Consider the following 15,345-nt stretch of genomic DNA (forward strand, 5'->3'; position numbering starts at 1 on the left):
CCAGGAATCAAGGAACCCGGCGCACCCGAAGGTGCCCCCCGCACAGCCGCCATAATACGAAACAGCGGACACAAAAAAAGTGCCAACTGATCGAATAGCGGCACCTGCGTGCCTTGATATTAACCGAGCTGCTAAACCCGGTCGCTGATTTTGCAGCGACCCGCGAAGATTATCTTCGTGGGTCATCCTGCGCAAGTTCACCCAAGGCGCTATAGGTTGCAGGAAACGTCTGAAGCTCACAGATTACGATTAATTAGGTACCGGCATGATCATCCAATTATGGTCTGCATCCAGATGCCTCGACGCTTGCTTTCCATCACACCTCACTCGACTCCATCGTGTGCTTGAAGTGATGCTGCCAAAACTTGACCTCCAACCCGCCCGTCCGATCCAGCGACGAGCCCATCGTCAAATCCGTAATCAACGTCGGCTGCAACCCCGCATCAACCAGCGAAAACCCAGCCGCCAGACAGCATGTTTCAGTCTGAAGGCCGCACACGAGAACGCGATCCACGTTCAGGCTTTTCAGGTACTCGATGGTTTCAGGGGAGGGCACGTAGCCGTGTTTGATGAAGATGAGATCGGCTTGAACCAGTCAGTCGTCCTCTGGAGTGGGATGCCAGCCGTACGGGCCTCTTCGCGGGCAAGCCCCGCTCCTGCACGGGGATCACCTAAACCCCAGATGCAACAAAGCCCGCACAAGGCGGGCTTTGTTGATGCTTCGTTTGGTGGGCCGGGGTAATTTGAATCAGTTCAATAAGTTATTGACTTATAACATTAAATACAGTTTTAATTTTTAGTTGGAATACCAATTGGAATACTGCACTCCACTTGGCCACCCGTTTGCATTCGATCTGACCAGCACCCTTCATAACCATGTTTGGCAGTGAACTACCCATAGCTGCCGGCGGCGACAGGCAGAGATCGGCCAGAAGCTGTCGTTGGCGGAGAGCTTCTTTGGCACTGTTCACAATCAAATTTGTCTAGGAAAATATCCCTCCATTAACATGGCTGGGTTGACTGGTTGCGATAAGCGGGCCCGGGAACCCATAGAACCAGGGGGCTCGTAGTGGTCGACCAAACAGCAACCAACCGCCGAAAATGGGTCATATATAACGGAGACGCGGGCCCGAATTATTCCTTGCCCCACCTCTTCGGGAGTACCCGTTGTTTTTCTGGATGGCCCGCAAGGGCGTATGGCTTTCTAAGCTGCAAGTGCTGTTGTGCATCACCTATCGGCCGCCAGGAGGACAGGGTAGCGACCGCTTTTGGCTGATTGCTGATTATTTCCCTGTCAGAAATTAGCCAGAAGTTTGAACGATATGCTGGCGACTGTCTGAACAATTCGGGACTGGCTTTGTCAAAGAAGACGAGTTAGCTAAAGTACCTGATGGTGATGGAAAAGTTGTAGACTTCTAGGTTGGCGACGGTTATGCGAATATTTTGATCGATGCCAAAAGTGTTTAAATGGCGCAAAGCGGCATGGCGACTCTCAAACGAGGGAACGTGCGCAGAGCAACCAAAAAACGTCGATTATTAAAGCGGTTGAACAAGGCCATGAAGTTGCCACTCTACTCTCGCGGTTGGAGGGCAACCATTCGGTGATCCATTGGCCTTCGTCGAATTACTCCGTATAAACCTGACCGCATCGTTTATATTCCGTTGCCTCGAACGTTTTCTGCGCCTTCATATGTTCCTTATTATTGTCCTCAAGCTCGATCCTAAATCCGTGGTAAAGCCCGTGCTCATGGCGGTGGAATTGATACCACGCCTCATTCCGGTAGCCATATACTCGGTTACCAACCATGACGCCATTGCTAAGCACCTCTTGGGCCTCTGGCGGAGTCAGGTCCATGACACTGGCTATGCTTCCTTTGTTCATGGTTGGTTTTTTTTGGTGCTTGGGATTGTGCTCGAACACCCATACTTGCGCTCGGATTACCTCCTCGTCGCACACGTTGGCGATTTTCTTCTGTCCGAAGAGAGAGCTATTGACGGTAAAACTCTGACGGGTGGAAACTGCCGATTTTACGGCCGAAATGACTAGGGCCCCACAGGGCGCTTGTACAGCTGAATCAAAGCATGTTGTTTTTAAGCATTGCCCATTTTCATCAGTGATCGTGTGTTCGGGCAGTTCGTGATACAGCTTGTCAACAGGCCGGCGTAATAGCGTCGCCAGAATATATTGCGCGACTTCACCATACTGATGGTTATTGAGATAGCACGAGAGCAAGGTATGAACTGTGACGTCGGGCATAATTACTCTGCTCGGCAAATCTCGCGTTCGATAGGCTTTTCCGCCATGAGCTAGACTTATGGATGCGTCTACGGCCGTGGCAAGCATTTTGAGCAGTGATATTGATTCCACTTCATTTATAGCCTGACCTGCAATTGAAGCATCGTTGATGTATACCTTCATTAAAACAGCCTCAGCAAATCCTTCGGGGCTTGATCTAGGAAGCCTTCGTCCATATCAGACAATGCACCATCGTACTCAACGATAATTTCAGTAACTTCGCGACCATTAGCTGTTGCCCGTACCGAATTGATAGTCACTAAACCATCTGGGACTTTATTTTCTCTGATAAACACCCGAATGCCATTGATTATATGGTCACTATGCGTCTCAAGAATTACCTGAATGCCACAAACCGCCGCTTGGGTCAGGAACCCGGCTAATACGGACTGAGCGGCAGGGTGGAGGTGTACCTCCGGATTTTCGACTAGCAGAAAACCACCCTCACTCGTGCACAAAGCCGCCACAATGATGGGCATGACATAACTGATGCCGAACCCGGTGTTTACCGGCCGTACTGCTTGAGCGGTGCCCTGCGAGGCAAAGGTGTTAGAGACTTTATCCAAGCCTGTGTGCGAAGACACAACGATGTTGAAGTCGGGGCTAATCGTCTTCATCGCTTCTTTAAAGGCGATTTCAAGATTGATCTCTCGTTGCTCGTGCTCGCCATCCCCTATACCAGCACACACTTTTTTAGCCAAGCGTTGATTAGGAGCCGCACGGCCGCCACGGCGCATCAATTCTGCCACGGCGAATTGACCATATATGCCCACATCGAATATTTTCGAGTCGTAGTTGACGTCGTAGCTAATTTGTGGAGCTAAGCGGAGTGCACTGAGGTAGTTAAAGTCAGCATTGAACAACGGATGATCCAAAGAAGTAGGTGAGTCAAGCTCAATATGATAGGCCTCCATGTCGACTCCCTTGAGATCCGCAGAAAACACTGTGTCATCCACTTCTATTTCTAGTGCTTCACCCTTTGGGGTATGGTTGATAAGGTCTTTTGCGTGCCCCACAGAAAACAATTCGCCCATCATAGCTAAAACCTGTCCCGTCGACTGCTCAGGCTTGAAGCTTTGTCTGAGCAATAAAAGGCACTGTAGTGCTGTTGACTTGCCGGCCGAGTTGGCACCGGCAAACACCGTCATGGGGGAAAAGTTAAAATGGGTGTCGGAGAAGCATTTGACGTTCTTGACGTGCAGTGTTTTGAGCATCCTGACCTCAAAGCAAGTCATTAAAGAGCCTGCGGGTAGTGGGGTGTCTTAAGTAAGATTTTTCTTGACCTTGGTAAAGGTTCAAGCTGAAGGATTGTTTGTTGAGCACTTGAACACAGGCATAGAGCAGGGTATCGACGTGGATATGTTCGTCTGAGAATTCGTAGTGTTTATGTCGCGCTTTAGAAAAGCCGAAATTAACCCACAGAGGGTAGGAGGTTTTGTCGGTAATTTTAACGAGACAATCTTTGACCTCCATGTTCAGGGGGTCGTGTAACTGAGTGTTGTCATTGACAAAAAGCATGGCTTCATCGAGCAGGGATTCAATATCTCTTGACGACGGCAGCAAATGTCCACGCTTGAGCAGCACCATTGCCACAATTAATAAATATACGCGATCAACTTCGAAGGGGCGCTTGAACGAAATTTGAGTGTAGGAAGTATCGCTGTCTTGAAATCTAACTAATGATCTACATTCCTCCGTCAAATTGCGAAGAAATTTTCCGACCCTGGGGAATGCATAATTTCTTGCTATTTGAGCGATGAAGTTACGCTTTTCCAAGTTCAGCAGTTTGAAGAATTCGTATTTCAGTAGGGGGGCCGTATCATAGCTGATAATGCGCGCTTCGATAACGGTCCGATTAAGGAAGGCGCTAGCGAAACTAAATGGTAATTCACTGTAGTAACGGTTTTCTACGTCTGGGATTATTCTGCACCCAGTTAATGGGAATTTGTCTTTGGAAAAATCCATTAAGCACTCAAGAAGATGCGCACCTTCAAGTATGGTTAGTTCACTATAATGATTCTCTTCAAGCCAGATTTCCGGCACCGGTATTCCCAACAAAACGCTTTCGACTAGTTGGACTTTTAACGCCTTTGTCCAAGTACGGATATATTTGAACTCTGGATTTATGATTATTTCTTTTTCGTTGATTGAATGGATCACGTGACGGAGTGTAAAAGTCCGTGGGGTATACCTGAATCCCCCTTCTAAGTATCTGGCGTCGTTCATATGGTGGTCCAGCGCAAAATTTATGGCCGAGCATAACACGCCGAAATCAGCGCTTCCACGGCGTCCACGAGATGGATGCTTTTCTAGATTTGTGAAGGTCTACAGTCGCCAAAACAGTTTGCAGTTTCCCACGAGATTCAACAACACCTCTCCTTCGTTCATTTACTGCCGTCTGAGATTTGACGCGAAAGGAACGGACAAGCACGGCTACGGGCACAATTGCCAGGCGCCTGGTTAGGCTTGAGAGCATATTATTGCGTTAGATAGCCGCTCGGCGTTGTTGCGCAATTCAATGAGCTTTTCGTTTAACTCAACATCACCGGGGTTTCAGAAAAGATGCCATTGACATAGCGTTGACCCAGAATAAGATCATTTAGTGACTCAAAGGCCAGCAGCACTCGATCATGATGGGCTGCTATTGGCCGATTCTGTTGAAAAAGTAGCTCCCCTGACTGGCCTGCGGCAAAATCTCTTCATTGGCCGGAGGGGGATCACACAGCATGATGGGACAGTTATCGAGTGGGCAGGATCGGCTGTTTTACTCGTTCAACCTTGAAGATCACATTCCAGCCAATCACCTTCTGCGCAGCATTGATCGGTGTCTCGATCTGAGCGACCTGCGCCATTACCTCGCCGATTTCTATAGCCCGATTGGACGTCCGTCGATTGATCCTGAACTGATGATCCGCATGCTGATCGTCGGCTACTGCTACGGCATCCGCTCCGAACGGCGGTTGTGCGAAGAGGCCCATTTGAACCTGGCGTATCGCTGGTTCTGCCGGTTGAGCCTTGAAGATGAAGTCCCCAACCACTCGACCTTTTCCAAAAATCGACACGGTCGTTTTCGAGACAGTGATCTGTTTCGCTGGTTGTTCAATGAAGTGCTGCGTCGCTGCATGGACGCCGGTCTGGTCAAGGGCGAAGGCTTTGCCGTGGACGCCAGCATCATCAAAGCGGATGCGAGTCGGCAGCGCGGCGTACCGGGAGATGAACAGGTCAACTGGAGCGATCCATCCCTGACCACTCGCGCCGTGCGTGAGTATCTTGAGGCGCTCGATGAAGAGGCTCTGGCCGAAACGCTACCGAAGCGCCTGTCGCTGACGGATCCTCAGGCCCGTTGGACCGCTGCTCTAGGCGGCCCAGCTTTCTACGCTTACTCCACGAATTATCTGATCGATACCGAGCACGGCGTGATCATGGATGTGGAACCCACACCGGCTCATCGAACCGCAGAAGTCGAGAGCACCAAGACGATGATCGAACGGGTCGAAGCGCAGTTCGACATCAAGCCGGAGCGCCTCATTGGCGATACCGCTTACGGTACCGCGCCGATGCTGGCCTGGATGGTGGAGGAAAAAGACATCGAGCCGCATGTGCCGGTGTGGGACAAAACCGAGCGCAAGAACGACAGCTTTTCGAGTAACGATTTCCACTGGAATGAAGAGGCTGAGGAATACCGCTGCCCGGCCGGCAACCCATTGCGCAGCGAATGGCGAGCCTTCAAGAATGAGCGTTCACACGTCACCAAAGCCAACACCATCATCTTCCGATCCCGGCAGACCGATTGCGCTACGTGTCCGATGAAAGCCAAGTGCTGCCCGAACACTGCGTTCCGCAAGATCGCTCGCAGCGTCCATGAAGCCGCTCGCGATGTGGCTCGGCGCATTGCAGCAACACCGGCATATCAGCGCTCTCGCCACGAACGTAAAAAGGTCGAAATGTTGTTTGCCCACCTCAAGCGCATCCTGAAATTGGATCGCTTGCGACTACGTGGCATGAGCGGCGCGACCGATGAGTTCACACTGGCGGCTGCGGTACAGAACCTGCGTCGACTGGCCAAACTTACATCCCAAGGGCCGCCTGCCCCGGGATAGGTGCGCCTGCACTAAGCCAAAAACCTCAAATTAACCCAATAACAAAGCAACAATGGTCAACGAAGGGCCGAGAAACCACTCAATGTGGTGAGTAGGTTCTCTGGTGGTGGCCGTGCCTGAGTTCAGGTGATCTGAAAATCCGACTTTTTCAACAGAATCGGCCGATCTCTGCCTTCCACGACCGGCTGAAACCGACCCTAGGTAGTCATTCGGTTAATGGGCTGTTGAACAAGATGCGCCAACGTTGATCCAGCCCTCGACGAAGCTGTTAGCGCTACAGCCATTGGTAGGAAGCCCCGTGGACAAGCTGCCGTCGGGCCTTGTTCGAAAGCCATGGAAATCCAGACGCAAGACAAGCATCTGCAAGTGAGCAGCCATCGGCAAAGTCCTTGCTCGCAAGCCAGCCTCCTCTCTCTATTGCTGTACCCCAGGCGCGTCGCAGTTTTTCGAGGTCATTTGCGTCGAGTGATGGTGCAGATGATACAGACTCATAAAACTCCCAAGGCTGCTCCCAGCGATCAAACGCCTCTATTGCTGAAACCAGCTTGCGATACGAGTCCATAGCGGCACCTAAAGGTTAGCGAAGTGGGCATACGTGGGCGCCCGATTGAATGATTCGCTGCCGACCATTTCTCGCCAGCCTTGTCGCACAAATTACTGTTTCGCCATTGGCCTGTCCACGGGCCGCTTTTGGCCGTTTTCTTCCTGTCACGACTATTCAGTTTGGGTTGTTTTTTGCCATTGCGGCGGTGTTTTTCGAGCAGGTTTATCCGCAAGAGAATATCCACGCTGAGATAGATGAAGGCGGGCAAGTGAGACTGGGGGCTGCCTACCTACGACTAGTCGAGCTACCAATCAGCAATTGCCAGTCATTCCCTAATCGCTTCCAGACCAATAGAGCGGTGAGCCGATAGTAATACTGGGTGGCCTCGGAGTGATCTCTCAGGTGCTGAGTAAGAAACCAGCGCACATGCTTAAACTGCCAGGTCCAGGGATTATCTCGCTGCCATCGCTGTTGAATGGCCATTTGCATGACCCGAGCTTGCCGTAGATGGCGTTGCTGAGTGGCCTTCGAGCCGGTCAGTACGCCGCTCAGGAACAGCGCCATATCGAACGGTTTGGTCACGCTCGACCTCCAATGTAGGCCGAAACCACATCGATCCGGTTATGCCCCAGCTCAACGCTGATCTGTTGTCGCGCCTGTTGATCAAGGTAGCGGTCAATGCGATAGCAGTGACCACCATTGACCGGTGCGGCATGGCCAGTGAGTTGCTCGTAACGTTCGGAGGCGTAGGCCGCTCGCAGTTCATGAAAGCCCTTCAGCCCTTGTTCATGCAGCACTTCGCGGGCGGGGAGTACGGTCTGTTGCAGGAATGCGGCGTAGCTTTCGCCTCGTGCCAGCAAGTTGCGGCTGCGGGGCGGCGACGCATTTCGGGCGAGCTGTAGCGCCACCTTCACCTCTTCATTAGCATTGATCCATCGCGGCGCTGATGCCCCTGAGCGGCCGCCTTTGGTGCCGTCCTGGATGTTGATGCGACCGAAGTGCTCGGCTTCACGGTGGAGACGTGGCAGATCAGCGAGGATCGCTTCGCGCAGGCGCATACCGGTAGCTCGGGCCAACAGGACTATCGCGGCCACCCGCTCGTGTTGCTGTTCGCCAAGCGCCTCGAGTACTCGCCGCACCTGCTGGTGGTCTTGGCCATCCGGCGCGTGGGTGCGTACGCTCGAGCGCTGCTGTCCCAACGCCTGACTCGGGCTGGCGATTCTCACGTCTTGATCACCGCGCAGCGCGGCGAGGGTGCGGTTGACGCTGCTCAGGCGGTTCTGCGCGGTCGCGATGCAGAGTTCGCCTTGCTGGATCTGCTGGCGAAGGTAAGCGGCGTAGTCTTGCAGCGTCCATCGATCGATCTGACGCGCATCGTTGAAACCGGGGCCGTCCTCTGACCGACACCAACGCACGAACGCTTGCCAGCGATCGCTATGCGCTTTGACCGTAGCGAAGTGGCCGCCGGCAAACAGATCCTTGAGCGCTTGTGGGCCGGCGTAGCTCAGCTGGCGGCCATAGCCAAAGTTGCGACCCTCACGCCGACTGACCAAGGCCATCGTCATCACCGTTTTCGTTCGTTTGCAGAAAGAGCAGCAGGGCTTTCCAGTGAGGGCTGAGCCTGTCCATCTGCCGCCAGTGCGTCGGGCGGATCAGGAGGGCGTTCTCCTGGTGTTGCAGCAGTGCTCCTTCCTCACGCAGTTGCTCGATCAGTCGGGCGAGGTAGGCAGGGTCCAAGGGTGGTGTGGCGACAGCGGCGACAGTGGCGACAGCCCGCGTCGTTTCTGGCCTGGTGCGTGGCGACAGGGTGGCGACAGCGGCGGCGACACGCCGCGATTCTGGCTGCGGTTGATGTTGCGCCTGGTAGCGGCGCACCGCGTCATTGAGGCGAAACATGGCGGACCTCGAAAGTTTTTCCGTCGCGGCTGCTCAGCCAGCGATGAGTGATCAGTACGACCAATAAAGAGGCGGTATGGTCAGCGCTCTTGCGGGCAAAACGAGGGCCGTTGCGATTGACGTCGCGGATGGTGAAGTGGGTCCAGCCTTTCTGCACCAGCCAGCGCAGCAGCCGATCTGCTTCCTCGCGTCGGCTATTGACCGGCTCCTGTTCGGTCAGGCGCTGAATCTCGGCCAGGTAGTAATCCATCAACGTGGAGGCGCGTTGGATGTGTGCTTCATCCAACTGACTGGCCTCTTCAACCATGGCCAGTACACCTGCGATGCGCAGCACATTCGCCGCCGCCTTGCTCGCGACAGGCTGGACGCCGGCCAGCTCGCCGAACTCGCCCGACTGGCACTCGATGGTGTCGTGAATATCGATCCAGGCCCGTCGGGCCCGGGGAGTCAGCTCCAGCGTGGTGGGATTGAGTGAGCCATCCTGGTGAAGCAACCAGGGCTTTTGCAGCAGGGCGGTGATCCGCTGCTGGTAGCGCTGGACTTTGGCATCCCGGCTCAAGTCGATCGCCCTATAGAGCCGCTGGCCGGCCAGGCGCTCGGGCCAACTGATCAGACAACGGCCCAGGATGCCTTGGCCATTGATCACCGGGTTTTTGAAAAGTTGGTTGGCCAGGTAGGGTTGCAGCATCAGATGCAGGCTGAGGCGGCGGTCATAGGCCCGCAGGCTTTCTCCGGCCATGGACCGCGCCCGGTCGATCGGGCTGCCATCCCACAGCATCGACAAGGTGGTGATTGCCTTGAGCAGATTCTCTTTGCTCATGGTGCTGCTACCCAAGAATTGGCCACCTTCATCATTGAACAAACCCATGCTGGGCAAGCCATGGCACAGGCTTTTGACCAGGGCCTCGATGGTCGGTTCGGCAATGATCAGTCTTGGCGGTACCGGTTCGGACTGCTCACCGCCTTCCGCCTCCGCGTGTTTCTTTGCGGTTTTGGGCTTGGCCATGATGTTGCTGGCGGCGCGATAGGCTTTGAGCTTTTCCGCATACTGGGTCCACTGCTGTCGCTCCCAGTCGCGCGCCGCCTTCAGTGCCAGATGGTCCACCGCGCTTTTGCGATCACCCGAGGACGCCACCGTCAGTAGGTAAAGGGACAGCGGATAGGTTCGACCGTCGAGTTGGACATTGGCATGACTCTGGCTCACCAGGGCAGTAGTAGCCAGTACCGATTGAGCGGCCATGGCGCAGGGCACGCCGATCACCTCGGCCAGTCGTTCGACCGCAGGGCCCAACAGATCCCCTAGGGCTTCGACCGGGTACGGCAGTGGCGCCTGCTGGTATTCCAGCAAGGGTTGTGGTGGCTCGAACGCTTCACACAGTTGCATCGCCATTCTCCTGAGATGATCGACTTCGTCCTCACTCATCCCGCCACGGTTGCTGAGTGTTATCAGGGATCAAGGTCCCTGCGACCTGTGAGGTTTGTCCACTGACGCGGGACTGGCGGCTCTTTACGACCGAGAGCTTGGGCATCTCATGATCTGGCCTCCTGAACACCGATAGCGGTGGGCGGGTGGAGGCTGCACTGGCTGACGAGACCGGTGCCGCGAGATCCTGAGTCAGGTGAAGGCAGTGAGGCGATGACCGGGGCGTGCCTGACTGTCAGTCAGGTGCAGTCCATTCCTTGGGCTGCGGCACCATCATCGGCATCGCTGTGGCGAGTGAGCATTCGGTGTTTGTCACGCCGATTGTCACGAGGGGGAAAGCCGCAAAGCCCCATGCGAGCGGGGCTGCAGCAATGTGAGATGCGCCCGTCTCTTTAGGGGGCAAAGAGACGGGCAAAAGGTTGGCGCAAGAAATGGCCAAGCGGATAAGTTGCTGCAGAACAGCCAGGAGGGGGCATGAGTTGCCGCAGTGGGCATTCTGGAAGAAGTGGCATCCATCACATCGCTGTGACCGTGCGAGCCGCCGGACGCTAATCGCACTTGGGGAGAACCACCACGATGTGGCGTAGCCTCAAAGGTTCTGGCTACCTGGGTGCTGTCGAGGACAGTGCTTGTAAGGCTCTGGTGTAACGCTCGCTCTGCTCGCGGTCAACCGTATTTTTGGGACCACTGTTGCGCCAATCGGTAGCGCTGGAAGACCTTGGAAATCGCTGGCATTGCATGACCGGGTGGTCGTTCGTCGGTTTTTAATGTGAGCCCACGCGAGTGGGAATGCGGAGCCTTCCCGCTCGCGTGGGCTTGGCCGAGAAAGTCCCAAGAGAGAGGGTTGCAGCGGCGACAGTCGCCACTTCTGTCGCCATGCTGCAGACCAGGTATTACGTAGGTTGTCGCCGGTGTCGCCGCTGTCGCCAAATCAACCTTCACTCCATCTGGGGAGTCATTTTCGGTTACCGGCGGCGTCCGGTGAGCGCTCACCGTATCGGCACGACATTGCAGTTCCTGGTGTCGTTGATGGCAGTTGCCGACAGACTGCCCGTTGCTGCTTTTTGGATGTGCTCACTCCACCAAGTCATCATCGTACGTCGGCGCTCGATGTAGTCCGCTCGGTTGTAAGCGCTTCGGACTTCGTCCTTGTCGACATGCGCCAGCGCGACTTCGATCTGCTCCGAATCCCAGCCATACTCGTTCCGGATGGTGCTGGCTATGGCGCGCATGCCGCGGTTGACCAACCGGCCCTCGAAACCCATGCGTTTCAAGGCTATATTGGCGGTTTAGCTATTGCTGCTCTGGCAATCTACGAGTGGAACAGTTGTCAGTCGAATGCCGACAGCTCAAGTCTGAAAGTAGTTTCCCTCTGCGTGTCCTTGAACACTGCAGTAAACGGCGCACCGCCCGGAACCAAAAGCTGGCGTGACTTCAGGCAAAAGGGCAGCACCCATAATCGCAGACCCTTTATTTTAGGGAACTCGAATACTGATAGTGGCCGGTCGAATGCGGCCGTCTTGGGGTAAATCAGCACCACATCCCCCGTTCCATTCAGGTAGCTCTGGCCGTAAGCCTGCAACTGGTAGAAGTCGCCTTGCGCGAGGCCGTACTTGCTCGTGCCATTGGCCTTCAGTCCATCCAGCAGTTTCCACTTTGCGTCAAGGACCAGCAGATCCTTGTTGGTATCCCGGATCAAAAGATCTGGCTTTAGACAAAACCAGTTCTGCTCTCGATGGCGAACCATGTGATGACTGCGTGCTTGGGTTTTCAGGACAAGCGGCCGCACCAGTTGTTTCGCGAGATGCTTGGATACAAACGCTTCGAATACTGCCTCCATCGGGAACAGCAGCGACGGAGCATTGTTACCGCCGCTGCCTGTCAGGGGAGACTGATCGTCTAGGATCAACTTCGCCCAAGCCAACGCATCGCCGTAGTAACCCATGCCCCGATCGAGACGCACCTGCTGGAAATCGATCCGTGGCTGCGCTGATACTGGGACTTCTGCAAACACGAACTCCAACTCACGGGCCAGTTGCTGATGAGCCTGAGACGCCGACAGCATCAGCACTCGTCGCAAGGCGGCGTGTAGCAAGCGGTTTTCCGGGCGATCGATCGAAAACTCGTCGTGCTCTGTAAAGAATCGGTCCGCCCTATGTAGGTTTTGCCGCAGATGCGATGCCATCATCAGCTTGCCGCGAAGTGCAAACAGGTTGTCCTGCCGACAGGAGTAGTTGCTGCGCAACCCTCGTTTGACGATGTGCCCCACCGCAAGCAGAAATTCGGCAATAAAAACCTCCAGCAAGGGCATTCGTGCCGCCGAGAGCTTGGCGCTGTCTGTTTGAACGTGGCGGAAGCCTTGAAGACAGCAGAGCATCTCGATTAGAAGCTGGCGTGCCTCGATCGCACCGCCGCCTATCGCTTTGCCGACCTTGGGCAGCACCTCTATCTGGTAACCGTCCGGTGCACGGATCACTCCGACAAAACTGGTGACCTGAACGACACGATGCCCATGCCGCTGAGTCAGGCGCAGCCATTGCGCACCACTTTCATTGGTGGCCCGCAGGCATTGGCGCTCAAGCCATCCGTATACCTGGTCCGGGATTGTGTGCAAACCCTCGGAAGACGCGTCCCCAGATGTTCCTGCTATCAGTACGTCAAATTCGTAGATCGAGATACCACTCACGCGCCCCCCCACGATTTAGGTCGACAACGTATGGTAGATGCCAATGTAGGCGTCCGTATTAGAGAACGCAGCCTCCTGCACCGCGTAATGGCGCTTGGTGGAGTAGCTGTCCATGCCATGGTCGTTGCCGAACAGACGAGCTAAATCGTCCTCCTGATCTTGACCCTCTACAACAAAACGTGCGGCGGGGGATTTCTGGTTGTCCGCCAATACAAGACGGATCTTTTGCCAGTCCTCAAAAAAGTACTCTTCGAGCAGGGGCAGAATGCGGGTGCTGAACACTTGTTGCAATGCTACAAATCGTTCGTCCCCATCAGGCACTTGCGCCAACGGTGTGAAGTACGCATGGCCGATACAATGGTCGCGGTCGTAGAGCACCTCGATGCGCTGGTTTATGGCATCAAGCATGCGAGGCACATCGACCACCTGCTCGCCCAGGCTGACCCGAAGGCCTGCGAGCGGCGCACCTGGCTCATCGCGAGCGTCCGGCATCACCGACACAAACTCGAAACGGCGACGCAGCGCGGTATCCAGCAACGCAAGGGATCGGTCTGCCGTGTTCATTGTGCCGATAATGTCGACATTGGCTGGCACCGAAAAACTTTCGCCGGAATACGGCAAAGACACAGAAACGGCGTTCATAGCTCCTTCGCGTTTATCAGATTCGATCAAGGTGATCAGCTCGCCAAAGATTTTGCTGATGTTGCCTCGGTTGATCTCGTCAATCACCATCGCGAATTTCTGATCCGGTGCCAATCGTGCCTTCCTGCACAAATCCTTGAAGGCGCCCGCGCGGATCTCGTATTGGATTTCACCGGACTCTGCATTGCCATCGAGAACCGGTCGGAGCCCCTCCACGAACTCTTCGTAACCGTAAGATTGGTGGAAGGTGACGAAACTGTAGCGTTTGATGTATTCGGCTGAGGGTGGACCGGCATCGTACTCGTCCACTAGCCTTTTCAGGTCGGCTGCTGCGTCCTCCCAATCCCCAGCAAGTATCCAGGACGAATCCGGTAGTTTGTCGAACACTGCCGGCGCCATCCGTTTGCTCATCTTGACGGTTTTAGATGATTCAATCGTGTGGTACTGCAGGGCGCCCCAAACGGTGTTTCGCACATTCTTGTTCGCACTCTTTACGGCAGCAATAGCTTTCATGAACGGGTGATCAAGCAGTGTGTCGACACTCGCTTTCCCCCCCAGATGGTAGAGAGCCGCCGCAGCTGCTTCCCACCAGGTAAGGCTCACTGTTTTTTCGCCCACAAACTGATTTTGCCACTCTTCCTTGGATACGGAAGTCATGGCCTGCTCATACTCTCGCTTAAGCAGCTTCGATAACTCGTAGGTCTTCCCCGTGCCGGGTGGACCGTAGTAGATACGATTAATCGGGAACCTTACTGCATCAGAATCGAGCGTTTCGTCTTCGTCGGAATCATCGCCGTGCTCCACTGGATCGTCACGCAGTTGATCTGGCCACAGTCCCGGTCGCTCCGTTTCAAGTACCGTCCAGTCGTCGAGTAAGCCACGATCGGCTGAAAGGGCTGCTTCAATCTTCGAGACGAGTTCCTCCGTCAACGGTTCGCGGTGGAGCTTGGGTAGCGCACCCACCTCCCGTGTCCATGAGAGCTTCCGGGTCCGAGTGCCCCGAATGACGCCAAGCACACCGACCGCGCGCTCACTTCCGGGGTTTTTGCGGCCAAAGCGCACTTGGACGCCTTTGTTCATGTGCCACCAGTCCAGACCTGCCATGTGGACAGCTCGCGCTAATCGACAGAACAGCGCCTTGTCTTGTGGCGACCACGAGGCGCGGAAAGTCTGGAATGCAGGTTTACTATCGAAGTGCTTGAGGAGATCCTCGTCACTCAGTGTCATGCCCAGGTCCAGCTTGGTTACTACCTCGTCGTAGCGCAGCTTGAAGCTGCGGATCGCTTCAATACTCCACGTAATGAGCTGGTCCAGCGATTTTCCCAGACCATCGCCTGCGGGCAGTTTGGTAACAAAGGGGGATGAGTTGTTATAGGTGCCGCGCAGCGTTAGATAGGCTCTTCGCGTCCCATCCGATTCGTCCAGTCCGACGGTATCGATCTTGACCACGAAGCCGTCGTTGGCATCGATGCCTACGGTGTAGGCCAACTCCTTCGGCGCTTCGGGCGAAGGGTAGATTTTTGCCCAATTGTAGCCAGCGAAATTATTGCCTTGGTTGGTAGGCCGTTTGCGAATCTCTACGCGGCCCACAGGAAACAACTCAGCCTTAAGCTTGTTGGCCCACTCCTCTGTTACCTCATAGGCCTTTTTCAGATCATCGTAGGCGCGGTTTTGCTCGGGGTTTGATTCGTCACGCTTTTGTCCCATCCATTTGTTCAGCAGCTTGAAGTGGTCAGTGGTGAAATAGCCCGCCATGGT

The 15,345-nt window shown here is 54.8% G+C and carries 10 protein-coding genes and 2 pseudogenes; 1 reads left to right on the forward strand and 11 read right to left on the reverse strand.

Annotation, left to right across the window (positions count from 1 at the left end; translation table 11 throughout):
• Positions 1-316 precede the first annotated feature (316 nt).
• From ACN1C3_RS26950 to ACN1C3_RS26965, 4 genes and pseudogenes are all read right to left on the reverse strand, one after another.
• Positions 317-625 (reverse strand): annotated as a pseudogene (locus tag ACN1C3_RS26950) (isochorismatase family protein); the annotation flags it as partial.
• Between the two features lie 999 nt (positions 626-1,624).
• Positions 1,625-2,419, reverse strand: coding sequence for a hypothetical protein (locus ACN1C3_RS26955; RefSeq protein WP_419118783.1), 795 nt, complete (start codon positions 2,417-2,419; stop codon positions 1,625-1,627).
• A complete protein-coding gene (locus tag ACN1C3_RS26960) occupies positions 2,419-3,510 on the reverse strand; it encodes an AAA family ATPase (RefSeq protein WP_419118784.1) in 1,092 nt (363 codons plus the stop codon). The genes ACN1C3_RS26955 and ACN1C3_RS26960 overlap by 1 nt, the downstream gene beginning before the upstream one ends.
• 7 nt (positions 3,511-3,517) lie before the next feature.
• Positions 3,518-4,522 (reverse strand): hypothetical protein, encoded by a 1,005-nt coding sequence (locus tag ACN1C3_RS26965; protein WP_419118785.1) that lies wholly within the window; start codon positions 4,520-4,522, stop codon positions 3,518-3,520.
• Between the two features lie 500 nt (positions 4,523-5,022).
• On the opposite strand from ACN1C3_RS26965, the gene ACN1C3_RS26970 reads away from it, so the two are divergent.
• Positions 5,023-6,396, forward strand: coding sequence for a transposase (locus tag ACN1C3_RS26970; protein WP_419118786.1), 1,374 nt, complete (start codon positions 5,023-5,025; stop codon positions 6,394-6,396).
• 829 nt (positions 6,397-7,225) lie between these two features.
• Here ACN1C3_RS26970 and ACN1C3_RS26975 read toward each other — a convergent pair.
• The 7 genes and pseudogenes from ACN1C3_RS26975 to ACN1C3_RS27005 form a co-directional block, all read right to left on the reverse strand.
• Positions 7,226-7,522 carry a hypothetical protein gene (locus ACN1C3_RS26975; RefSeq protein WP_419118787.1) on the reverse strand — a complete coding sequence of 99 codons (297 nt, stop codon included), beginning with the start codon at positions 7,520-7,522 and terminating at the stop codon, positions 7,226-7,228.
• Positions 7,519-8,499, reverse strand: coding sequence for an integrase domain-containing protein (locus ACN1C3_RS26980; RefSeq protein ID WP_419118829.1), 981 nt, complete (start codon positions 8,497-8,499; stop codon positions 7,519-7,521). Before ACN1C3_RS26980 ends, ACN1C3_RS26975 begins: the two co-directional genes overlap by 4 nt.
• Entirely contained in the window at positions 8,477-8,836 is a 360-nt protein-coding gene (locus ACN1C3_RS26985; RefSeq protein WP_419118788.1) for a hypothetical protein, read from the reverse strand. The genes ACN1C3_RS26980 and ACN1C3_RS26985 overlap by 23 nt, the downstream gene beginning before the upstream one ends.
• Positions 8,820-10,220: a YfjI family protein gene (locus ACN1C3_RS26990; protein WP_419118789.1), complete on the reverse strand. Its 1,401-nt coding sequence runs from the start codon at positions 10,218-10,220 to the stop codon at positions 8,820-8,822. The genes ACN1C3_RS26985 and ACN1C3_RS26990 overlap by 17 nt, the downstream gene beginning before the upstream one ends.
• Before the next feature lie 1,028 nt (positions 10,221-11,248).
• Positions 11,249-11,548: pseudogene (locus ACN1C3_RS26995) on the reverse strand (integrase); the annotation flags it as partial.
• Positions 11,549-11,589: 41 nt separating this feature from the next.
• Complete coding sequence (locus ACN1C3_RS27000) at positions 11,590-12,945, reverse strand: McrC family protein (protein WP_419118790.1); 1,356 nt, start codon at positions 12,943-12,945, stop codon at positions 11,590-11,592.
• A gap of 15 nt (positions 12,946-12,960) precedes the next feature.
• A complete protein-coding gene (locus tag ACN1C3_RS27005; protein WP_419118791.1) occupies positions 12,961-15,342 on the reverse strand; it encodes an AAA family ATPase in 2,382 nt (793 codons plus the stop codon).
• Positions 15,343-15,345: the final 3 nt, after the last annotated feature.

Source organism: Pseudomonas sp. H11T01 (genome assembly GCF_048515765.1).
GTDB lineage: Bacteria > Pseudomonadota > Gammaproteobacteria > Pseudomonadales > Pseudomonadaceae > Aquipseudomonas.